Origin of the sequence: Pseudomonas sp. KNUC1026, from assembly GCF_021650705.1 — a bacterium.
Classification (GTDB): Bacteria; Pseudomonadota; Gammaproteobacteria; order Pseudomonadales; family Pseudomonadaceae; genus Aquipseudomonas.
The window spans coordinates 1,012,642-1,032,657 of sequence record NZ_CP087138.1 but is presented as its reverse complement, the minus strand read 5'-3'; the positions used below and the strand labels follow the sequence as shown (position 1 = coordinate 1,032,657).

Annotated in this window: 19 protein-coding genes and 4 pseudogenes; 12 read left to right on the top strand and 11 right to left on the bottom strand. The window is 59.0% G+C overall.

Features of this window, described 5'->3' with window-relative positions; genetic code table 11:
* Window positions 1–57: 57 nt before the first annotated feature.
* The 6 genes and pseudogenes from LN139_RS04545 (at window position 58) to LN139_RS04520 (ending at window position 5,004) form a co-directional block, all read left to right on the top strand.
* Complete coding sequence (locus tag LN139_RS04545; protein ID WP_236360264.1) at window positions 58–1,209, top strand: MFS transporter; 1,152 nt, start codon at window positions 58–60, stop codon at window positions 1,207–1,209.
* A gap of 99 nt (window positions 1,210–1,308) precedes the next feature.
* Window positions 1,309–1,695, top strand: coding sequence for a J domain-containing protein (locus LN139_RS04540; protein ID WP_236358966.1), 387 nt, complete (start codon window positions 1,309–1,311; stop codon window positions 1,693–1,695).
* Window positions 1,696–1,930: 235 nt separating this feature from the next.
* A pseudogene (locus tag LN139_RS04535) lies at window positions 1,931–3,029 on the top strand (mechanosensitive ion channel family protein); the annotation flags it as partial.
* Between the two features lie 391 nt (window positions 3,030–3,420).
* Window positions 3,421–3,948, top strand: a complete 528-nt coding sequence (locus LN139_RS04530; RefSeq protein ID WP_236358965.1) for a hypothetical protein — start codon at window positions 3,421–3,423, stop codon at window positions 3,946–3,948.
* 14 nt (window positions 3,949–3,962) lie between these two features.
* Entirely contained in the window at window positions 3,963–4,397 is a 435-nt protein-coding gene (locus LN139_RS04525) for a hypothetical protein (protein ID WP_236358964.1), read from the top strand.
* A gap of 229 nt (window positions 4,398–4,626) precedes the next feature.
* The gene (locus LN139_RS04520) at window positions 4,627–5,004 is read left to right on the top strand and encodes a hypothetical protein (RefSeq protein WP_236358963.1); all 378 of its coding nucleotides are present in this window, start codon (window positions 4,627–4,629) and stop codon (window positions 5,002–5,004) included.
* A gap of 32 nt (window positions 5,005–5,036) precedes the next feature.
* On the opposite strand, the gene LN139_RS04515 is transcribed toward LN139_RS04520, so the two are convergent.
* On the bottom strand, window positions 5,037–5,438 hold the full coding sequence (locus LN139_RS04515) for a hypothetical protein (RefSeq protein WP_236358962.1): 402 nt from the start codon (window positions 5,436–5,438) through the stop codon (window positions 5,037–5,039).
* A 54-nt stretch (window positions 5,439–5,492) separates the two neighbouring features.
* On the opposite strand from LN139_RS04515, the gene LN139_RS04510 reads away from it, so the two are divergent.
* Window positions 5,493–5,978: a GNAT family N-acetyltransferase gene (locus tag LN139_RS04510; protein ID WP_236358961.1), complete on the top strand. Its 486-nt coding sequence runs from the start codon at window positions 5,493–5,495 to the stop codon at window positions 5,976–5,978.
* A gap of 15 nt (window positions 5,979–5,993) precedes the next feature.
* On the opposite strand, the gene LN139_RS04505 is transcribed toward LN139_RS04510, so the two are convergent.
* The 3 genes and pseudogenes from LN139_RS04505 to LN139_RS04495 form a co-directional block, all read right to left on the bottom strand.
* Entirely contained in the window at window positions 5,994–6,584 is a 591-nt protein-coding gene (locus tag LN139_RS04505; RefSeq protein ID WP_236358960.1) for a hypothetical protein, read from the bottom strand.
* 51 nt (window positions 6,585–6,635) lie between these two features.
* Window positions 6,636–6,947, bottom strand: coding sequence for a cupin domain-containing protein (locus tag LN139_RS04500; protein WP_236358959.1), 312 nt, complete (start codon window positions 6,945–6,947; stop codon window positions 6,636–6,638).
* Window positions 6,948–7,040: 93 nt separating this feature from the next.
* Window positions 7,041–7,915 (bottom strand): annotated as a pseudogene (locus LN139_RS04495) (LysR family transcriptional regulator).
* 132 nt (window positions 7,916–8,047) lie between these two features.
* Between LN139_RS04495 and lldD the strand changes: the two are divergent.
* Window positions 8,048–9,185, top strand: a pseudogene (lldD, locus tag LN139_RS04490) (FMN-dependent L-lactate dehydrogenase LldD).
* Between the two features lie 244 nt (window positions 9,186–9,429).
* On the opposite strand, the gene LN139_RS25090 reads toward lldD, so the two are convergent.
* From LN139_RS25090 to LN139_RS04465, 6 genes are all read right to left on the bottom strand, one after another.
* Window positions 9,430–9,894 carry a DUF6708 domain-containing protein gene (locus tag LN139_RS25090; RefSeq protein WP_329611007.1) on the bottom strand — a complete coding sequence of 155 codons (465 nt, stop codon included), beginning with the start codon at window positions 9,892–9,894 and terminating at the stop codon, window positions 9,430–9,432.
* Between the two features lie 443 nt (window positions 9,895–10,337).
* Entirely contained in the window at window positions 10,338–11,015 is a 678-nt protein-coding gene (locus tag LN139_RS04485) for a hypothetical protein (RefSeq protein ID WP_236358958.1), read from the bottom strand.
* Window positions 10,988–11,968, bottom strand: coding sequence for a hypothetical protein (locus LN139_RS04480; protein WP_236358957.1), 981 nt, complete (start codon window positions 11,966–11,968; stop codon window positions 10,988–10,990). The genes LN139_RS04485 and LN139_RS04480 overlap by 28 nt, the downstream gene beginning before the upstream one ends.
* Window positions 11,965–13,146 (bottom strand): T6SS effector BTH_I2691 family protein, encoded by a 1,182-nt coding sequence (locus tag LN139_RS04475; RefSeq protein ID WP_236358956.1) that lies wholly within the window; start codon window positions 13,144–13,146, stop codon window positions 11,965–11,967. The genes LN139_RS04480 and LN139_RS04475 overlap by 4 nt, the downstream gene beginning before the upstream one ends.
* Window positions 13,147–13,241: 95 nt before the next feature.
* A complete protein-coding gene (locus LN139_RS04470; protein ID WP_236358955.1) occupies window positions 13,242–13,487 on the bottom strand; it encodes a DUF3630 family protein in 246 nt (81 codons plus the stop codon).
* Between the two features lie 157 nt (window positions 13,488–13,644).
* Window positions 13,645–14,130, bottom strand: coding sequence for an AAA family ATPase (locus LN139_RS04465; protein WP_236360262.1), 486 nt, complete (start codon window positions 14,128–14,130; stop codon window positions 13,645–13,647).
* Between the two features lie 255 nt (window positions 14,131–14,385).
* On the opposite strand from LN139_RS04465, the pseudogene LN139_RS04460 reads away from it, so the two are divergent.
* The 3 genes and pseudogenes from LN139_RS04460 to LN139_RS04450 all read left to right on the top strand — a co-directional run bounded on the left by LN139_RS04460 (window position 14,386) and on the right by LN139_RS04450 (window position 17,684).
* A pseudogene (locus LN139_RS04460) lies at window positions 14,386–15,379 on the top strand (AraC family transcriptional regulator).
* Between the two features lie 160 nt (window positions 15,380–15,539).
* Window positions 15,540–16,571 carry a histone deacetylase family protein gene (locus LN139_RS04455; RefSeq protein WP_236358954.1) on the top strand — a complete coding sequence of 344 codons (1,032 nt, stop codon included), beginning with the start codon at window positions 15,540–15,542 and terminating at the stop codon, window positions 16,569–16,571.
* Window positions 16,572–16,583: 12 nt separating this feature from the next.
* Window positions 16,584–17,684: a polyamine ABC transporter substrate-binding protein gene (locus LN139_RS04450; RefSeq protein ID WP_236358953.1), complete on the top strand. Its 1,101-nt coding sequence runs from the start codon at window positions 16,584–16,586 to the stop codon at window positions 17,682–17,684.
* A gap of 319 nt (window positions 17,685–18,003) precedes the next feature.
* Here LN139_RS04450 and LN139_RS04445 read toward each other — a convergent pair whose 3' ends face one another.
* Window positions 18,004–18,438, bottom strand: coding sequence for a DUF1810 domain-containing protein (locus LN139_RS04445; RefSeq protein ID WP_236358952.1), 435 nt, complete (start codon window positions 18,436–18,438; stop codon window positions 18,004–18,006).
* Window positions 18,439–18,567: 129 nt separating this feature from the next.
* On the opposite strand from LN139_RS04445, the gene LN139_RS04440 reads away from it, so the two are divergent.
* Window positions 18,568–19,827, top strand: coding sequence for an IS256 family transposase (locus LN139_RS04440; RefSeq protein ID WP_236355438.1), 1,260 nt, complete (start codon window positions 18,568–18,570; stop codon window positions 19,825–19,827).
* Window positions 19,828–20,016 lie beyond the last annotated feature (189 nt).

The window sequence follows — 20,016 nt, the reverse complement described above, 5'->3', positions numbered from 1 at the left end:
CGGCGCCCGGCAGCCGGCATGATCTTGCAAAATCATGACAGCATGTTGCCGGCCCCCATGACCGATACCGCCACGCTCCGCAGCGCTGACCGCAACGCCCGCCTCGCCGCCCTCACCTTGGCGCTCTGCCTACCGAGCGATGTGCTGCTGTACCTGCTGCTGCCGATGCATCCGGAAGCTTTCGGCATCACCCTCGCCGAGGCCGGCATCCTGTTGGCGGCCAACCGCCTGGTGCGGATCTTCGGGTATCGCCAGGTGCTGCGCTTCTACAGCCGCTTCGGTGACCGCCGCACCCTCACCATCGCGGCTGTAGCAGCGATGGGCTGCGCGGTCGGCAACTCGACGCTTTCAGGTTTCGCCGCACTGCTGGGCCTGCGCCTGGTGTGGGGCCTGTGTTTTGCGGCGCTGAACCTCTCGACCCAAGTACTGGCCACCGCCCACGCCGAAGGCGCTGCAAAACGCTCCGGGCGCTCGCGCGCCTTCATCGCCATCGGCCCGATGCTGGCCCTGCCCCTGGGCGCTCTGCTCAGCGAAGCCTGTGGGCCGCGCTCGGTGTTCATGGTGTTGACCTTCAGCTGCCTGGCGGGCGCAGTGATCGCCCGGCGCCTGCCTGCAGCCCCGCATGCACTGGGTGGTGGCCGGCGCAAGCTGCGGCTGCCCGACAGCGTGGCGTTGTGGTCTTTCATTGAAGGCGTGGCGCTGGATGGGCTGTTCATCTTCGGCCTGTCGCTGCAGGCGCAGAACCTGCTGGGGGGCGATGCACTGATCGTCGCCGGGCTGTTGATGGGCCTGCGCTACCTGTCCGAAATGCTGCTCAGTCCATTGGGCGGGCATGCGGCGCAGCGCTATGGTGCCAGCGCCATGCTGTTGCTGTTCTCGGTGCTCAGCGCACTGGCCCTGGCGGCGTTCGGCAGCCTCTGGGTAGTGGCGGGGGCCGCCGGTGTGCTGGTGCTGCGCGCCTTGCAACTGCCGCTGGTGACTACGTTGGTGGCCGAGCGTAACCCCGGCCATGCGCGTGTGCAGGCGCTGGCCTCCAACGCCGTGTGGCGCGACATCGGTGCGGGGCTTGGCCCGATGCTGGCCGGCTGGCTGCTGCCAGTGGCCTCGGCACCGTGGGTGTTCAGCCTGGCGGGCCTTGCGATCGTGGCCAGCGCAGTGGGGTGCTGGGCACGCAGCGCAGTGGCTGAAGGTGATTCAGCGCAAGGGTAACGTTGCACCCGCACACCTGCGCTCAAGTCCCCCGTACCAACGCCGATACACAGCTTGCCAGCCGTATACCCACGGCGAACCTGGTTTTGGAACGGCGCCATGTCTGAGCTGCATACCCACTACAACAACCTGCGGGTGACCCGCAACGCCCCGCCGGAAGTGATCCGCGCGGCCTACAAGGCCTTGGTGCAGAAGTACCACCCCGACAAGCACCCCGGCAGCGACAACGCCACCCGCATCCTGCTGCTGGTGAACGAAGCCTACGCCGTGCTCAGCGACCCCAAACGCAAGGCCGAGCACGACAGCTGGATCGATGCCCAACCTGCGCCGGGTTACCCCGGCAGCCCGACACAGCTGCCCCCTGCCCTGCCGCCCGCACGGCGCGGCCCGAAGCTCGCCTGGGTCGGCGTGCTGGTGATTCTGGCCTTTGGGCTGGGGATGGCTCTTGCTCTGAAAATGCCGAGCGTACCGCTGCACCTGCGTTGAGCTTTAACACCGCGTAACGCATCGGCATGGCCAAGCGGCGATGACTCGCGTCTAATAACGCGCTGTTTTTCCCCGCACAGGCTCGCTCATGCAAACCCTATGGCTCCAGCTTCAGGCCCTCTGGGCTGTGTTCGACCGCCACCCGCTGCTCCAGGCCGTCATGGGCTTCGCTGTGTTGCTTCTGGTGGCCTGGGCCTGCGGGCGCCTGGTGCGCCTGGTGTTGCAACGCACGGCGCGGCTGCTGGCGCGCCAGCTCAACCTCAACTGGGTCGAAGACCTGCGCCACAACAAGGTCTTCCTGCGGTTGGGGCAAATGGTGCCTTCGCTGGTGGTGCAGTTTGGCCTGGCGCTGGTGCCCGAGCTCAACGCAAGCCTGGCCCACGTGCTCGGCAACGTCGCCCAGGCTGTCACCATCCTGTTCCAGGCCTTGGCCCTGAGCGCCCTGCTCAACGCCCTGCTGAGACATCTACGCGCGCACCGAACACGCCCGTACCCGCTCCATCAAGGGTTACGTGCAACTGGCCAAGATGATGCTCTACGTGTTCGCCAGCATCATCATCGTCGCCACCCTCATCGACCGCTCGCCGCTGCTGCTGCTCTCCGGCCTTGGCGCCATGTCGGCGGTCATCCTGCTGGTCTACAAAGATACCCTGCTCTCCTTCGTCGCCGGTGTGCAGCTCACCAGCAACGACATGCTGCGCGTGGGCGACTGGATCGAAATGCCCCAGGTGGGCGCTGACGGCGACGTGGTCGACATCACCCTCAACACGGTGAAGGTGCAGAACTTCGACAAGACCATCGTCTCCATCCCCACCTGGCGCCTGATGAGCGAATCCTTCCGCAACTGGCGCGGCATGCAGCAGGCCGGTGGGCGGCGCATCAAGCGCAGCCTGTTCATCGACGCCAGCAGCGTGCGCTTTCTCGCCCCGAGGAACAAACCACCCTGAGCGAAGTGCGCTTGCTCACCGACTACGTCTCGCGCAAGCAGGCGGAGTTGCAGGCATGGAACGAGGCGCAGGGGAATGTAGCCAACCGGGCCGCCAACCAACGCCGCATGACCAACCTGGGCACCTTCCGCGCCTTTGCCCTGGCCTACCTGAAAAGCCACCCGATGTGCAGCCGAACATGACCTGCATGGTGCGGCAGATGGAGAGCACCTCGCAGGGTGTGCCAATTGAAGTGTATTGCTTTACCCGCACCACGGTGTGGGCGGATTACGAGCGGATTCAGGGGATATCTTCGATTATCTACTGGCGGTGCTGCCGGAGTTCGGGTTGGTGTTGTATCAGCAGCCGAGTGGGGCGGATATGAGGGTGGGGTTGGGCGCGCGCTGAGTATGGCGCGCCCGGCTCGCTGTTGCGTTTCTATCGCTATGGCGCCTGAGCCCGCTGAAAAGCATTACTATCTTTTATCAAAATTGCATGCCACTCCATGTCAAAAGGTGAGCCTTTAAATGCAGCTGAGGTGTTTGTTCTGGAATGCCGGGAGAAAGGCTCCCGATCTGGAAATCTCTGAACTTGCCGTTTCGACAGGCGCTAACCTGATTGCACTTGCGGAATACTCAGCCGATGGAGTAAGCCTGCTGCATGAGCTTTCCAGAAAAGGGTTGAGCTTTTTTCTGATACCTCAGATCGGCTGTGAGCGCATTACGTTGGCTGTTTCATTTCCCCCTCTTGCATTCACCACAAGCGTGAATCAGGCCGATACACGATCAAGGAATTGGCTGTGCCTGGGTGCAACCCTGTATTGCTCGCCTTCGTACACCTACCCAGCAAACTGCACACCGATGATATCGGCCAGGTTCATATAGCCACTTTTTTCAAGCAGGATCTTGAAAAAGCCGAATCAGAGGCGGGGCACGCCGATTCCATCGTTACTGGGGACTTCAACATGAATCCTTTCGATCATGGGATGATGTCTGCCGCTGCAATGAACTCGCTTCCCTGCCTGGCAACTGCGGCTCGGATGGAGCGCAAGCTGCATGGAAACTCATTCAGTTTTTTCTATAACCCGTCGTGGAACTTGCTCGGTGATTTCAGTGGTGTGCCAGGCACCTACTACCATTCATCCCCCTCCTCCCTTTCGCACTATTGGAATACACTCGATCAGGTCATCCTGAGGCCCTCGATCGCGCGCAAACTTGACAAGGCCTCGCTTAAAATCCTTACAACTGCCGGCCCCTTTGATCTGGTAAACAGCAAAAAACGCCCAAGACAAGTGACCATTTACCCATTTTTTTTGCAGTTGATCTGAAATAGGAGTTTTTGATGAAGAACTTATGGCCAACAGAATTTGAAAAAAATGACTTGCCTTCAACGAAGGCGCTGCTGGAAGAGCAGGCACGGCTCCTGCCTCAACTCACCAATGACATGGTTTATGCGGAGCTCATTCAGCTGGATGCCTTCGACATGATGCGGCTCGGGCTGTCGAACGATTTCGCCTATAGGTTCGACATAAAGGGTAAATTTCTCAAAGACTACAGATTCAACCTATTCAGTTTCTCACACGATATAACCCTGTACCCTGTGTCCTTCCGAGTAGATGAAAAAATCGCCGAAGAAATCGGGTTGAAACGTGATCCATTATCCGGACCTTCAGCAACTGTGACAGATGCGCGCTCTGTGGAGTTGTTGCTAGGTGAAATCTTCGGCTCGAAACGCCTCAAGTCGGTCATAAGTTCAATCATCCGGCTTTCAGCTTGATGTATCGTCAAGTTGGTTGAGCTGTGATGTGCGAAGGCAGTGGCAGGCGCTTGGCTCGGGGGGGCCAGCAATGCCTATGCCGAGCTGAATCTCTCCAAGGCCTGGCTGAAGCTTGCAAACCGAATGGCCATTGGCTTGGATAACGGCCGCCTACTGATTCAGAAATATTGGCCAACGTCGATATATTGCTTAGTTCGAAGGTGCTATCCCCTGTCGCCAAGGAAGTCTCATGCCCAATAAGTTCATCGCCACAACCCTTGCTGCCACGTTGCTCGCAGGCTGTGCCTCAGCCCCACATACGCCCACAACAGCAGTCGATTACACTCGCCAGACCTATGAAGGCACGCGATACGAAAAGAAGGGAATGAACGCCGCCGCCCAACAGTCCGAATTCAAAGTCGACATTGATAGCTGCGAAGCCGAAGCCAATCAAAACTACCAAGCTTCGCTAGCCCGCAGCGCCAAACTCGCCCAACTCTACGGCCAGCCGGTGAACCCTGAAACGCTGGCAGCCATGAAGCGCTTGCAGGTGGTTACTTGTATGGCAGGTGATAGGGCTTCTCCAGATAAGGGCAAAGGATGGGCCGCCGTGCCTATGGGCAAATGAGCAGCACGGGCCGGCTGCCAAACTGGGCGAACTCAACCCATTCGTGAACTGGAACGCAGATTTCGCAGTATCTCCACAACGGCTGGCTTCGAGTACTTCTCGCCCGGGTCAGTTTCCGGCCCGTCGCCCTTCCGGCGCCATTCGCCCAGGTCGAATGCCTGGTAGAGTGAAAAAGCGGGTTGAGGCGTGTCTGCGGCCTCGCCCACTTTACACAGAGCATTGATGATTCCGTTCATCACGTCATCACGGAACTCATAGGTGAGCGAACCGTCCAGATAGCCTTGTGCAACGGAAATGGATAGCGCATTAAGAACATCTGCTGGCGTAGCGTCGAATGTTTCGCAAACGGGTGCGAGATCGCTCAACGCCAGGCCGTCTACTTCGGCCATCGTGGCAAGCTCTTCGAGTGCTCTTTCGGGCAGGCTGCCGATCATGAATGTATTCCGTCAAATATGTGAATAGCGAACGCTCAGGCCGAACGGAACAGCATGGACATTCGAGCAACAACCAAAGCCGACTGGATGCTGTTGAAGCACGTCAGGCTGGCTGCACTTCTGGATGCCCAAACGGCCTTCGCTGTCAGTTACCGCACTGCGGCCGGCTATGATCGTAGCCAGTGGGAACAGAGAGCCTCGTCCATCAATACCGAATTCTGGCTGGCTTTTCAGGGTAGCAGGCCTGTCGGAATGGTTGGCGCAACCGTAAGCGAGTCAAACCGCTTCAACTTGATCGGCATGTGGGTAGAGCCCCAGTTTCGAGGAACCGGCATCGCTAAAAGCCTGGTGGATACCGTCAAGGCCCGTTCAATCCAGAGAGGCTGCGACGGTGTCTTTCTAGATGTATCCCCTGAGAACACCCGAGCTTCAAACTTTTATCTGAAGCTTGGGTTCGTATTTCTGGATGAATGGGAACCTTTGGAAAGCCATCCGCAAATCAGCGTTCAGGCAATGGTGTGGCATAGCACCCGGTGCTGAGCAAGCCCAAATCGCTCACTCAAAAAAGAACTTCATGAACCCATCGACATCCGCGCCATCGACGTCGCCGACCACCTCCCGGACCCGGGCCAGAAAGCCAGGCACGTGGCTGTCGTCATCTTCACGAGTAGCACCCTCGAACTCGTCCAATTCCACTGCGATACCCGCCTCCAGGGCACCGATCAGCGCGAGAATATTTGCCGCCACTTTGAATGAGCGCATTTGAATCGAGCCAAAGATAGCGGAGTGTTCATTCAGGCGATCGTAAACCAGCACATCGCCATGGCGATCAGCGAACACCGTGAAGCCGGGTTTCCAGCCCCACGCTGGATCTTCATTACCCGTTACTTGCCATCCGTTCTGCGCTCGGAGCAAGTCGCCGGGGCCATAGAGCTGAAGCATGAAATCCCCACCGATCATGGGGCGGCCAGGAAAGTCGATCCATTGGAAGTAGCTGCGCAGCAACCGATCTGCGGGGGCCTGGGCAATGGCCGTAAGGTCGGCAGGGCTCTTGCGCAGATGCAGTTGGCCGAGGGAACAGGGCCACGCATTGAAGCGCGTGACGAACTGCGCAAGGGCGTGCGGGGCTTCATCAGGCGCGAACATTGGCAAATATCCTTGTTGGGTCAAATGAACTGGCTATGCAGGAAACGCGACTCAAACGCTGCCTTCACGCTCGATCACCAGAATCCGCGCCTCGCCGCGAGGGTGCGCAACGTGTTCACAGCCGGCGCCTGCAAAAAATACGTCCCCCACTTCCAATGCCACGACGCGCTCAACGCCGGCCTCGCGGTAATGCATATCCACTGTGCCGTCGAGCACGGCGAACACTTCTTCGCCGTCGTTGACATGCCACTTGTACGGCTGGTCGGTCCAATGGAGCCGGACGGTGGTGCCGTCCATGTTGGCGATGTCTTCAGCACCCCAGGCGCGCGTGGCGGTGAAGTCTTTGCTGCGGATAACTTTCATTGGGCAGGGTTCTCAGGCAGGCAGTGAGCGGCGCCAATTTCAGCAGAACGGCTGGCTGTTCACTGCTTCGTCATGGGGGCTGAAGCCAGCCAATCATCTCAGCTCTTTGGCCAGCGCCAACCAGGCCGTTGCAGCGGGAGGCAAATGTGCACCGGCACGCCAGGCCAATGCAATGTGCCAATCGGTGCCTGGTTCATCGAGCGGTACCAGCGCAATGCCCGCTTGCTTGTGTTTTTGCGCAAGCATTCGCGGCAAAAAAGCGACGCCGACACCGGCGGCGACCGAATCGACGATAAAGTCGATCTGCCCACTGCGAGCGGTCACGCGGGGCACCACCCTCTTCGCTCACACGCCGCCATGATCATTGCATTGAGCGCAAACCCTGCCTCGAACAGGATAAACGGCGAATCCGACAAATCACCGAAGTGCATCCGCTTACGGCGCGCCAGCTTATGAGCGGCAGGCAGCACAGCCACCAATGGCTCGTTGCGCACCTCCTGGTAAGCGAAGGTGTCGTCGGTCGGAATCAGCAGCGCAGCCAGGTCCACCTCTCCGGCTTCGAGGCACTCACGCAGTTTCTTGCTGCCGTGCTCGATCAGTTCGATATTCACGCTTGGGTAGCGATTGCGATACGCGGCGAACATCTCAGCGAACAACACCCCGCACCCTACAGGCGGCAAGCCGATCCGCAGCGTGCCTCCCTTCAGGTCGCGCAGTGCGTTGAGTTCAGCGAGAAGGTCGTTGCGCTCGGCGAGCAGTACGAGTGCGCGGCGGTAGGCAATTTCACCGGCGGCGGTCAACTCGCTTTTGTGGCCAATGCGGTTGAGCAATGGCGTGCCTAGCTCATCTTCGAGCGTCTTGACTGCCTCGCTGACCGAAGATTGAGTCAAAGACACAACTTCCGCAGCTTGGGTGAAGCCCCCTTGGCGCACCACTTCTACAAACACCTGCAGTGTTCTGAGATTCATGAGTATTCCAATAACGACTTATTTTCAGTAGAAAAAGTTGTTTTTATCATACCCAACAACGCCTTATCGTGAAACTCACCCAGCAACGCAGAGCGTCGCCGGGATTTTCCAGAGGCTCAGGAGTTGTACGACATGATCATTTCATCGGCATCCGACTACCGCGAAGCCGCCAGGCGCAAGTTGCCGCGCTTTCTGTTCGACTACATCGATGGCGGCGCCTACGCCGAACACACGTTGCGTGCCAACAGTGCGGACCTGGCCAACATCAGCTTGCGCCAGCGCATCCTGAAAAACGTCGACAGCCTCAGCCTGAAGACGACGCTCTTCGGGAAAGAGCAAAGTTTGCCGATCATCCTCAGCCCCGTCGGGCTGACCGGCATGTACGCCCGCCGTGGCGAAGTTCAGGCAGCCCGGGCGGCCGCCACCAAAGGCATCCCCTTTTGCATGTCTACCGTATCGGTCTGCTCGATCGAAGAAGTGACCTCCCAAAGCCTGCAACCGATCTGGTTTCAACTTTACGTGCTCAAGGATCGCGGCTTCATGCGCAATGCCCTGGAGCGTGCCCAGGCAGCGGGTGTCGCCACGCTGGTGTTCACAGTAGACATGCCTACACCAGGCGCTCGTTACCGTGATGCGCACTCGGGCATGTCCGGGCCCTTTGCCGCTTCGCGGCGGATATTGCAAGCCACCACCAAACCAGGTTGGGCCCTGAAATGTCGGCGTCCTTGGCCGCCCGCATGATTTGGGCAATATCTCCAAGTACCTGGGCAAAGCCACCACGCTGGAAGATTACGTGGGCTGGTTGGGCAATAACTTCGACCCTTCCATCAGTTGGAAGGACCTGGAGTGGATCCGCGAATTCTGGAAGGGTCCGATGATTATCAAGGGCATTCTCGATTCAGAGGACGCCAAGGATGCCGTCAGTTTCGGCGCCGATGGCATCGTGGTCTCCAATCACGGCGGCCGCCAACTGGACGGGGTGCCGTCCACCGCCAAGGCTTTGCCTCCTATTGCCGATGCAGTGGGCGACGATCTGACGGTGCTGGTGGACTCGGGCATTCGCTCCGGGCTGGATGTGGTGCGCATGCTCGCCCTGGGTGCGAAGGCCTGCCTGCTGGGGCGCTCGACGGTGTACGCACTGGCGGCTGACGGGCAGCACGGAGTGGAAAATATGCTGGATATTTTTTCGCAGGAAATGCGCGTGGCGATGACGCTCACGGGGGTGACCTCGATCAAGCAGATCGACCGGGCTGCGTTGGTGCAAGGTTGATAATGACGAGAGGGCCAACTTGTGGCATCTCGACCATCACAGTGGCATGTGCAGTGACTGGATCAGCTTTGGGCCTGGTGATTTCAAACGAGATAACTGGCCCATGTGGTGGTCGTCGCAACGATTAAAGGTCTTGGCCCCTGTCGGCAATCAGCTGTTCGCATTGCATGCGAGGCCTTCCGCGTTGCGCGTGGGTGCGAAGCTGGCCAGGTGATGTGAGCGGTTTTCTTGAGCGAAGGCAACTTCAAGGCGCAGTGGTGGACTCACGGTCGATTTCATCGGGCCATTGCACCTTCGGCGCCCACCTGCGGAAGGGGCTGTACCAGACAAGTTCGTTTGGGTCACGGGGGGTGTCGAAGGGTGGGAGAGTTTCGGGGCCTTGTTCCATATAGGTGTGAATATAAAGCCAGGGGGCTTCGGACAACGTTTCGTAGTTCAAGGAAAAGCGATCGATGACCTCGTTTGTGCCAGGCTTGACGATTGACAGCATTGTGCCGCATTTGCGATGGCTCCCGGAGCCACAAGACCAAAGTTCCGCACGAACCTGAGACCAATCGTACACTGCGATTTCGATAGGCCATGAATGCCAAGGATTCCACAGACGCGGTTTAAGATTATAGGCGTAAATTTTCTGACGGGCACGATTGAAGCGAATTGGTTCATTCCGAGGTGTTCCGACGTCAGTTCGGAAAGCCAGTAGCGCCCCCATAGCAACATTACTGAAAGTGAAATAGAAATAATGTCGGATTCGATGCCAATAGTTTGCCAGTCTACAATTGTGCAGTAAATCATGTAGGGAAGCGTTATCGCGAATGCTAAACCGAAAGGAGCCAGCCACCCACGAACCAATAAACTTGATCTGTGCACCTCTAAAAAAATTGAATTCCTTGCGTTTAATGATGGTGCTTCTAGAACATCAACTATCGATAGTTTACTTTCGGGAGCTACCAAGTCTTTTTTCCATCCTCTGCATGGGGGAGCCAGTGCAGGGGCTGATGAGTTAGATCTGTCTGAAGCCATTTTAAATTCTTCAGTTTCTGTGAAAAATTCGATAAGGAGCTGAATGGGTCTGTTTATTCGTCCAGTACTCGACCGAAATCTCAAGCGATGCGGGCAGAGAAATGTCATTAAGGCGTATCGATCCCGAGATTTTCAAAATATTCTTTCAGTGTCGTACCGCTCTACAAAAGACTTGGAAGTATCGCTTAAAATGTCAGCGAAGATATCAGGATTGATAATTTTTAATTCGCCCTTAGCTACGCCGCTCGCGATAGGTATCTTTTTGGGGTGTGATTCGTCACTGCTAAAAATCGTAAAAGTGTATGAAGACCGTGATATTTCGTATTGCGGAAGCGTGATGTCATAATCAAGCCATGCCCCCATTGGTATAGAAGCATTATCCCTGAAGATCGGATTCACAGCTTCGCTTGACGCTGCAGCACCCGTGATCGCATGAAATCGTATAGAGATATCCGCAGAGATACCTATAAGCGCGATATTTAAAGCATTGACTGCATTATCGGCCTGATCAGATTTCAGCCAGCGCCTCTGACTTGCCGGCAAACCCCAACAACTATTTTTTACCCAGTTTTCGATAGGCGTCGATTCCAAGTTCTTCGCTTTTTTGGAAAGGGCGTATGCAAGTAGCATGACTATTGTGCCGGCGATGAAAACGCTTAATGCGAGAGCAGTCCAGAACGCCGCATATATAAAAGCGAACGCTGAGAATCCAGAGGCAATCGCGGCGTAGCGGTAGTAGGTTGAGGCGCTGTTATCTCCCTGCGACTCCGTTCTAGCGGAGGCTATGGCATATTGCACAGCATCTGCCATCCCAGCCAACGCCGCGATAGCCGCACCTCGTTTCGCAATCCCCGTGCCCATTGTTGGCGCATTTTCCCTACGCCCACCACCCACCCGGGCCGCGCCACCTGCACTGCAAACCCCGCCGCCTCAACCCCCATCCCCACTACCCCAAAGGTCGCCGACCCCACCGCAGCCAGCGCCTCCGCCCGTTCATCACTTGCCACCTCCAACAGCGCTTTGTAATTACGCAGCAAGCTGTCCTGCTGAAACCACAACCCACCCAAGCTCAGCAGCATCGGCGCGGTCCCTGGCTTGTATCCTTTTACTGCATCCTGCAAGTCCCACAGTGCATTCCTGGCCAGCAACTGCGCCATGGAGGCGTTGATCTTCAGTTCCTGCACGCTGTTCGCCAGGCCACTTTGCAGCCCGCCCAACCCAATACCGATGGCACGCACGTTGGCCATTGCTCCGTTACGCGCGAGCTCGCCCGCCTGGGCAAGCCGTGCGTTGAGCGCACCCGCACTTTCCAGCGTCCAGAGTGTGACGGTGATCAGCTTCTCGCTCCGAGTGGAAATGGCCGCAGTGAACGCGGCGTTCATGACTGTTGCGCGTACTTTCGCCTGGCCCGGTTTGCGCAGGTTGTCGTCCAGCGTCTTGATGAAGGCTTCGGTGCGGGGGCGCAGGGTGTTGTTGAGCAACTTCAGGTATTCGCCAACCGTGAGCTGCACCGTCATGGGCGTGAAGTACAGGCCTGCATAGCGCAGCATGGCGATGCTGTGGAGATGGCCGACCAGCGCCCGTGCCTGCTGGCTGAGCCGGGGGCCGAGGGTGTGCTGGGCATTGTTGGCGGCGGCGAGCAGTTGGGCGCTGGCGTTCTGCACTGCCTCGGTCATCAGCTTCTTGCCTTCATCGCTGGTGATCAGGCCCTTGATACTGTCGTACACCTTGTACAGTTCATCGCCGGCGAGGCCGGTTTTCACTTGTTCCAACAAAGCTTGATGCTTGGCCAGCAGACTTTGATAGAACAGGCTGTCGGTGTCCTCCAGCAGGCGTTGCCACAGGGCCTGGGTCGGCCCCAAGGGCTGATCTTCAACGGATAGCCGCTCGGTCGGCCCGCCGCCCGGGCACCTTCGTCATAGCGTTCATCGAGCCGGGCCAGCGCCTCCTTGCGATGCTGTGCAGTGACCGCAGCGGCGCTGATTGGCGGCAGCGCTGCCTTTTCTCCGAAATAGCCACTGTTCCATTTCTCGCGACGCGCACGCTCCTCTTTGACCGCCTCCTCCGCCTGCGCCTCTGCACTACGCTCATAGGCCGCGCGCAGCCCGAGCAGGGTTTGCGAGGTGAAGTATTCAAACCGCCGCTGCGGCTCGGCCCGCCATTGCTGCATGGCCTCGAACCGCGCCAGGCGCTGGGCGTTGAGCTCTTGCAGCACGCCGACCGGGTCATCGAGGGTGATCGCCAGCACGCCTTGCGGCAGTTTTTCGCGCTCGGTCAGTGTCTGGATGTAGGCCTGAAATACGTGGGGCAGTTTCCAGCGCGAGCAGAAGCCGTGAGTGCTGGCGAATTTATCAAGCTGTCGGGTTGCAAATTCCAGCACCGAATCCAGGCCCATGTGCTTAGCCGCCATGGCGATGCCGAGCTGCGCCGGCTGTTCGCGGGCGACCGCAAGGTCCACTTCCCGAAAGCGCGCCCCTAGCGGCGACCCGCCTTGGACGGCCTTTTTATAAAGATCGAGCACCTCACCCGGCCAAGGATCATTGGCGAAAGCCAGCCAGGCCTTGCTGTAGCGGGCGGTGTCGATATTGATGAAGGAGGCAGGAAGCTGGTGATTGTTACGGATGCACTGCTCGGTGACCGGCGCCGGCGGGGCGAGCGGCATCTGCAGCGGCACGAACTGCCGCAACAGGCCTTGCTCGGTCACCTCATAGGCCTGCCATACCTGGGCGTCGAGCAGCACGTACAGGTAGCCTTGGCGCAAGGTGCGCAACTGGCCCAGTTGCGCAGTGGTTACATCGGCGTCGATATCCCCGGCCGGCGTGGCGAAGGCGCTGCGCAGCGGCAGGATCGGCAAGCCAGCGCGCTGGCAGGTGGCACAACGGCCCACCGGCACCGGGTCGTTCTCGGCCAGGAGGATTTCGAGGGGAGAATGCTGCTTCATGGCGGGGGGAACCCGTTCCGGCTGCTGGGGAGGCGCATAGGAGCATGCCGGGAGGGGTTGGCTGAATAGGCGAAGCTCTGAAACCCAGGGGGACACTACCCAATCAGCGTACGGACTTGCTGAACCATCTCATCGGCGTTATCAGGTATACAAACCGAAATGCCGAGATAGTGCTCAAGGTGCAAGGTAAGTAACTGCTCGCCCACCACAAGATCCCAGTAACGCTGATCGAGCCCGTCGGCTTTTTGCTTCCAAGAACCACCTAGCCCTTGCTCGAGCTTCTGGGCCACCTGCTCGAAAAGTGCCCAGTCAGCGTGTTCTGATATCTCTATGATCGCCATGCTTGAGCCCAATAATCGGAGGCATATAGAGTGTGCGAGCAGATGCTATCACCAGGGCCCGGCGAGCGCCTGTTGTCAGATACAACAATTACATCGCTGCCCGGCAGATTAACGCTCGCCACCAGCCAGGTAACCGAATGCAGAGCCAAGCCACCCGTCAAGCCGCATGAATCTCGACCCGCAACCCCTCATCCGCCTCAGGCGCTCGAAAGTAGCTGGTGATCAGGTCGAACTCCGCGTCGGTCGCCGCAAACTCATGTTCGCCTCGGCCGTTACGAAGGTGCAGTCTGCTTCGGCAGAGGTCATCGCCAACCTCGACGTAGTGAACGCAATGGGAAACCCCAGCAACATCAGCCAGGCCACATAACCATCGGCGATCTTTGGGTGTGTTGGCAGGGAAATCCAGGACCACCGTTACGCCCGCCTTCAACATATCGATGGCAAGAGGCCCCACCACATCCCGAAGCTGTCGAGCAAGATGCACATAGTCGGCCACCGACTTGATCTGATCAGGGTAGAGCCGCGAGAGCCAAAGATCCTCACTCAGCAAGATCGCCGACTGCTCGGCTGCCAGGCATTTGGCCAGGGTCGATTTGCCGGAAGCGATCTTGCCGCACATGAGATGAAGCATAGGCTGGGGCATTTTGACGTCTCCTTGTCGAAGCATGATGATGCTCATAGCCAAGCGCCGAAGCAACTTCCAAGCATTTAACCGCCGCCTGCGCCGACTTGATTGCAGTGCAGCGCCGATAGCTACCCTATTGCATGATCCCGACGACCATCGCGCTCAGACACAGCATCCCAACCCAACAAACCAATGCTGTTCGGCCCACCTTGCACTTGAACCGGTGGCATGCAACTTGCCCCTGCATCCGCATTCCCACCGCCAGGCCCCGCCATGCTCCACTCCCACCTCACCACCCTCAACGCCGTCTCTCTGGTGCTCACGACCTTCCGCGAACAGGGCCTGCCCGACGACCTGTTGCTGGCCGGCAGCGGCATCCGCCCCGCGGACCTGAGCCGTGCCGACACCTGCATCGGCACCCATCAGGAGATGCAGGTGTGCGCCAACGCCGTGGCCCTGCGCCGGGAAATCGGCCTGGAGCTGGGCCGGCGCATGCATGTTTCGGCCTACGGCATGCTCGGTTACGCGCTACTCACCAGTGCCACCTTCGGTGACGCCCTGCGCTTGGCGCTGCGCTACCCGGCGCTGTTGGGAACACTCTTCGAACTGAGCCTGGAGGAAGACGCCGAGCGTATCTGGTTCACAGCCACGGGCTATCAAGGGAATGCGCAACTCGGGGCCTTCAACGCAGAATTCTGCCTGGTGTCGCTGAAGGTCATTTGCGACGACCTCCTCGGCCGCCCCCTGCCCTTGCTCGCCGCACGCTTCGAACATGAGGCGCCCGACTACCAGGCCCACTATGCCCGCAGCTTCGCCTGCCCGCTTCAATTCTCGGCCACCGCCAACGCCTTCGCCTTCGACCGCGCCTGGCTGGCCGAGCCATTGCCGCTGGCCGACGCCATCACTCACCAGGCCATGGCCGAACGCTGCCGCGAAACAGAACCTGGAATTCACCGGGCGCCAAGCTTGGCTGGGGCGCATCCGCCAGTTGCTCGCCGCCCAATTGCGCGCCGCGCCCGGCCTTGAAGGGCTGGCCGAACAGATGAACTGCTCGGCACGCACCCTGCGCCGGCACCTGCGCGAGCTGGGCTGCAGCTATCAGGAATTGCTCGACGAGCTGCGCTTCGAAAAGGCCAAGCAGTTGCTGGCCAGCGGCGAGTGGCCCATCCACCGTATCGCCGACGAACTGGGCTTCAGCGAAACCGCCAGCTTTCGCCACGCCTTCGTGCGCTGGAGCGGCGTGAACCCCAGCCAGTTCCGCCCCTGAGTGGCAGTGCCACCCAGCGGTGCAAGCGTGCTTCGAAACGGGGCAAAATCAGGACAGAGCTTTTGGCCACATCGATCCCCTTTTGGCCGTTCCCGCCGTTTCCCGAACCGTGCCTGGCATCAAGAATGGTGCTCACGCCCACGCTCACGGAGAACAAGAAATGCTGACGGTCTACTCAGACGATCATCACCTGCACCACGGCCGCTGCGAGCTGATCGGCGGGCAACTGATGCCCTGCTTCGAAATGCCCTCGCGCGCCGATCACGTGCTCGCCCGCGTACGCAAACAAGCGCTAGGGCCGGTGCGTGAACCCGAGGACTTCGGCCTCGAACCGATCCGCCGCATCCACGACGCCGCCTACCTCGAATTCTTCAAAGGCGCCTGGGCGCGCTGGGCCGAGCTGGGCCAAGACGGCGACCTGCTGCCCTTCACCTGGCCGGCGCGCACCTTGCGCCAGGTAATGCCCAAAAGCCTGCACGGCCAGCTCGGCTATTACACCTTCGACGGCGGCGCCCCGATCACCGCCGGCACCTGGCAAGCCGCCTACAGCGCAGCCCAGGTCGCCCTCACCGCCCAGGCAGAAATCCAGCGCGGCGCCCACAGCGCCTTCGCCTTGTGCCGGCCACCGGGACACCACGCCGCCAGCGACCTGATGGGCGGCTACTGCTACCTCAACAACGCCGCCATCGCCGCCCAGGCCTTCCTCGACCAGGGCCTAGCCAAGGTAGCGATCCTCGACGTCGACTATCACCATGGCAACGGCACCCAGTCGATTTTCTACGAGCGCAGCGACGTGCTCTTCGCCTCGATCCACGGCCACCCGGAAGCCGAATTCCCATTCTTCCTCGGCTATGCCGACGAACTGGGCGAAGGTGCCGGCAAGGGCTTCAACTTCAACTACCCGCTGCCCGCCGGCAGCGGCTGGGAACACTGGAGCGCAGCGCTGGAACAGGCCTGCGGCGAGATCGAGCGTTACGGCGCCGATGTGGTGGTGGTGTCGCTCGGCGTCGACACCTTCAAGGAAGACCCGATCTCTCAGTTCAAACTCGACAGCCCCGACTACCTGCGCATGGGCGAGCGCATCGCCCGCCTCGGCAAGCCGACGCTGTTCGTGATGGAAGGCGGCTACGCGGTGGAAGAAATCGGCATCAACGCCGTGAACGTACTCGAAGGTTTCCAGAACGCCCAATGAGGAACTAGAAGAATGAGCAAACTCAAGCGTTTCATCGCTCCCGCCCTGTGCGCCGTTGTACTTGCCGGCACAGCCCACGCCGAAGAGCGCACCCTGCGCGTTTACAACTGGTTCGACTACATCACCCCCAAGGCACTGGACGACTTCAAAACGCAGAACAGCCAGGTCAAGCTGGTGTACGACATCTTCGACACCAACGAAGCGCTGGAGGCCAAGTTGCTCACCGGCAACTCCGGCTATGACGTGGTGGTACCGTCCAACGTGTTCCTCGCCAAACAGATCGAAGCCGGCGTGTTCCAACCGTTGGACCGCAGCAAACTGCCGAACTGGAACCACCTCGACCCCAAACTGATGAAACTGCTGGAGGCCAACGACCCCGGCAACAAGTTCGCCGTGCCCTACATGTACGGCACCATCCTGATCGGCTTCAACCCGGCCAAGGTCAAGGCCGCGCTGGGCGACAACGCACCGGTCGACAGCTGGGACCTGATCTTCAAGGAAGAAAACATCAGCAAGCTCAAACAATGCGGCGTCGCCCTCCTCGACTCGCCCTCGGAGATATTGCCGCTGGCACTGCAACACCTGGGCCTGGACCCGAACAGCAACAACCCCAAGGACTATGAAAAAGCCGAAGCGCTGCTGCTGAAGATTCGCCCATACATCACCTACTTCCACTCGTCCAAGTACATGGCCGACATCGCCAATGGGGACATCTGCGTGGCGGTGGGCTATTCCGGCAGCTTCTCTCAGGCGGCCAACCGCGCGAAGGATGCCAAGAACGGCGTGGTGGTCGACATGCGCCTGCCCAAGGAAGGTGCGCCGATCTGGTTCGACATGTTGGCGATTCCGAAAGGCGCCAAGGATGCGGAGGATGCTTATACGTTCATCAACTACCTGCTGCAGCCACAGGTGATTGCGCCGATCAGTGACTTTGTGGGGTATCCGAACCCGAACAAGGATGCGACGGATTTGGTGGATCCGGCGATTCGGAATAATGCGAACTTGTACCCGAGTGAGGAGGCGATGAAGGGGCTTTATACGTTGCGGCCTTTGGATCAGAAGGCGGAGCGGGTGAGGACGCGGGTTTGGACGAGGATCAAGTCGGGGGCTTGAGGTGAGGTTCTGCCGGTGGCGGGGTTGATGCCTGCGCGCTTGCGGAATATCAGCCTTGGGCTCTGTACCCGTAGGAGCGCAGCTGTGCTGCGCGATAGCGCCATTACAGCCAATGAAATCGCTGGGTTTGGCCGCCTCGTCGCGCAGCACAGCTGCGCTCCTACGCAAGCCTGATATTGCCGCAGAGAACTTGATCAGCAATCAGCTGCGAGGCTTCAATAAGCCGCGCCGGGTGGGAATGGCTCAGAACCAGGTGCTGTGGTCGGTGAGGCATGGAAACTCGTTGATAACCGCGCACGACACGAAAGTCTGCGGGAGGTTAGCTCATTCGCTCACGCAGCAACTGGAGTGTTCTTTCATCTGATTTGCCACTGTAGAACTGATCGAGCGCTTGCTGAAACAAGGCCGATTCGGGGTGGGCTTCGTTGAACAGAGTCAGGCAGGAGCGCAGTTTCAGATCATCCGGCGAGCCGAGGATCTGCAACGCGCTCAACTCTCTGTGCTTGAGTAAAGCCTGGACGCACTCAACCAGTCGCGAACCGAGAACGGGGTGCTCAAGATAAGCGCGTGCTTCATGCAGATCATTGATGCCAAACTGCATAGCGGTTTCGCTTGAGCCCAATCCCTTCAACTGCGGGAAGACGTACCACATCCAGTGGCTAGTTTTATGGCCAGCTTGTAGCTCGTCCATGAATCGACTAAGAATTGGGCGCTGCGCTTCGATGAATCGAGAGAGGTTGAAAGGGTCATTCATGATGCGGTCTCCTCATGGTCAAAGCATAAGCACTTGCGCACAGCTTAGTTGCGAACTGCAAGGGACGTGGACGAGCGGGACTATCAGTAATTTTGTGTTCGGGCATCACATGCGTTTAAGGTGCATGACATGCCAAGCAAAAAGACCCCGGCCGGCAAGGCCAGAAAAGACCTCCCAGAGATCCCCAAAGACCTGGTCGAACAGTTCGTCAAAGGCCCGATGACAGCTGAGGCGATCCAGGACATCTCGATGGCCTTCAAGAAGGCGTTGGTCGAGCGCGCACTGGGTGCGGAGCTTGGCTATCACTTGGGCTATGCGTCCGGCGAGACGCGCCCGGAAGGCACCGATAACCAGCGCAACGGCACCAGCGGCAAGACAGTGCTGACTGACGATGGCCCGCTCAAGCTGGACATTCCCCGCGATCGCGACGGCAGTTTCGCGCCCATCCTGATTCCCAAGCATGAGCGCCGCTTCACAGGGTTCGACGACAAGATCATCGCCATGTATGCCCGTGGCATGACGGTACGCGAGATCCGTGCGTTTCTGCTGGAGCAGTACGGCACGGACGTCTCTCATGACTTCATCAGTTCTGTTACTGACGCCGTGATGGAAGAAGTGGGTGCATGGCAACAGCGGCCTCTGGAGCCGATGTATCCGGTCATTTTCTTCGATGCCTTGCGGGTGAAGATCCGCGATGAAGGTGTGGTCCGCAACAAGGCGATCTACTTGGCGCTGGGCGTTTTGCCGGACGGCACCCGTGACATTCTGGGTATCTGGATCGAGAACACCGAGGGTGCGAAGTTTTGGTTGAAAGTGTTCAACGACTTGCGCAACCGAGGCGTTGAGGATGTGCTGATTGCCGTCACGGACGGACTCAGGGGCATGCCAGAAGCACTGGCGGCTGTTTACCCTGAAACGACTCTGCAAACCTGCATCGTCCACCTGATCCGCAATAGCCTTGAATACGCCTCCTGGGACAAACGCAAAGGGCTGGCCAAAGCTCTGAAGCCGATTTATCAGGCACTCAATGCCGAGGCCGCCGAGCAGGCATTGAACGACTTCGAGGCTGGGCCCTGGGGCAAGCAGTATCCGACGGTTGTTGCCGCGTGGCGGCGGGCCTGGGATCGCGTGATCCCGTTCTTCGTGTTCCCGCAGGCAATACGCAAGGTGGTCTACACCACCAACGCCATCGAGAGCATCAACGCCCAGTTGCGCAAGATCATCAAGACGCGCGGGCACTTCCCGAATGACGAAGCGGCGACCAAGCTGATCTGGCTGGGACTGCGAAACATCACCGCCAACTGGGGCAAGGCTGCGCATGACTGGAAAAGTGCGATGAATCAATTTGCGATCCTGTATGAAGATCGCTTTACCAGGCCAACCTGGTGATTTCACTGTCCGTCAGGTGACGGGCGTTAACCGCCCGCACACAAAAAATCTGACAGTCCCGGACGAGCTAACCCTCCGCGCAGCTCATTGAACCTTGGATGTAGACAAATAATTCCTTGGGGGGCTTGCTTTTATCCCTTGACTCAATCTATCGCAAAGAACCCGAGCCTGGAGACGCCACCAGGCCCA

Coding starts and splice junctions, on each gene's coding strand:
- LN139_RS04545 (WP_236360264.1), top strand. CDS start 58: ATGACCGATACCGCCACGCTCCGCAGCGCTGACCGCAACGCCCGCCTC.
- LN139_RS04540 (WP_236358966.1), top strand. CDS start 1,309: ATGTCTGAGCTGCATACCCACTACAACAACCTGCGGGTGACCCGCAAC.
- LN139_RS04525 (WP_236358964.1), top strand. CDS start 3,963: ATGAAGAACTTATGGCCAACAGAATTTGAAAAAAATGACTTGCCTTCA.
- LN139_RS04520 (WP_236358963.1), top strand. CDS start 4,627: ATGCCCAATAAGTTCATCGCCACAACCCTTGCTGCCACGTTGCTCGCA.
- LN139_RS04515 (WP_236358962.1), bottom strand. CDS start 5,438: ATGATCGGCAGCCTGCCCGAAAGAGCACTCGAAGAGCTTGCCACGATG.
- LN139_RS04510 (WP_236358961.1), top strand. CDS start 5,493: ATGGACATTCGAGCAACAACCAAAGCCGACTGGATGCTGTTGAAGCAC.
- LN139_RS04505 (WP_236358960.1), bottom strand. CDS start 6,584: ATGTTCGCGCCTGATGAAGCCCCGCACGCCCTTGCGCAGTTCGTCACG.
- LN139_RS04500 (WP_236358959.1), bottom strand. CDS start 6,947: ATGAAAGTTATCCGCAGCAAAGACTTCACCGCCACGCGCGCCTGGGGT.
- LN139_RS25090 (WP_329611007.1), bottom strand. CDS start 9,894: ATGGGGGCGCTACTGGCTTTCCGAACTGACGTCGGAACACCTCGGAAT.
- LN139_RS04485 (WP_236358958.1), bottom strand. CDS start 11,015: ATGGCAGATGCTGTGCAATATGCCATAGCCTCCGCTAGAACGGAGTCG.
- LN139_RS04475 (WP_236358956.1), bottom strand. CDS start 13,146: ATGAAGCAGCATTCTCCCCTCGAAATCCTCCTGGCCGAGAACGACCCG.
- LN139_RS04470 (WP_236358955.1), bottom strand. CDS start 13,487: ATGGCGATCATAGAGATATCAGAACACGCTGACTGGGCACTTTTCGAG.
- LN139_RS04465 (WP_236360262.1), bottom strand. CDS start 14,130: ATGCCCCAGCCTATGCTTCATCTCATGTGCGGCAAGATCGCTTCCGGC.
- LN139_RS04455 (WP_236358954.1), top strand. CDS start 15,540: ATGCTGACGGTCTACTCAGACGATCATCACCTGCACCACGGCCGCTGC.
- LN139_RS04450 (WP_236358953.1), top strand. CDS start 16,584: ATGAGCAAACTCAAGCGTTTCATCGCTCCCGCCCTGTGCGCCGTTGTA.
- LN139_RS04445 (WP_236358952.1), bottom strand. CDS start 18,438: ATGAATGACCCTTTCAACCTCTCTCGATTCATCGAAGCGCAGCGCCCA.
- LN139_RS04440 (WP_236355438.1), top strand. CDS start 18,568: ATGCCAAGCAAAAAGACCCCGGCCGGCAAGGCCAGAAAAGACCTCCCA.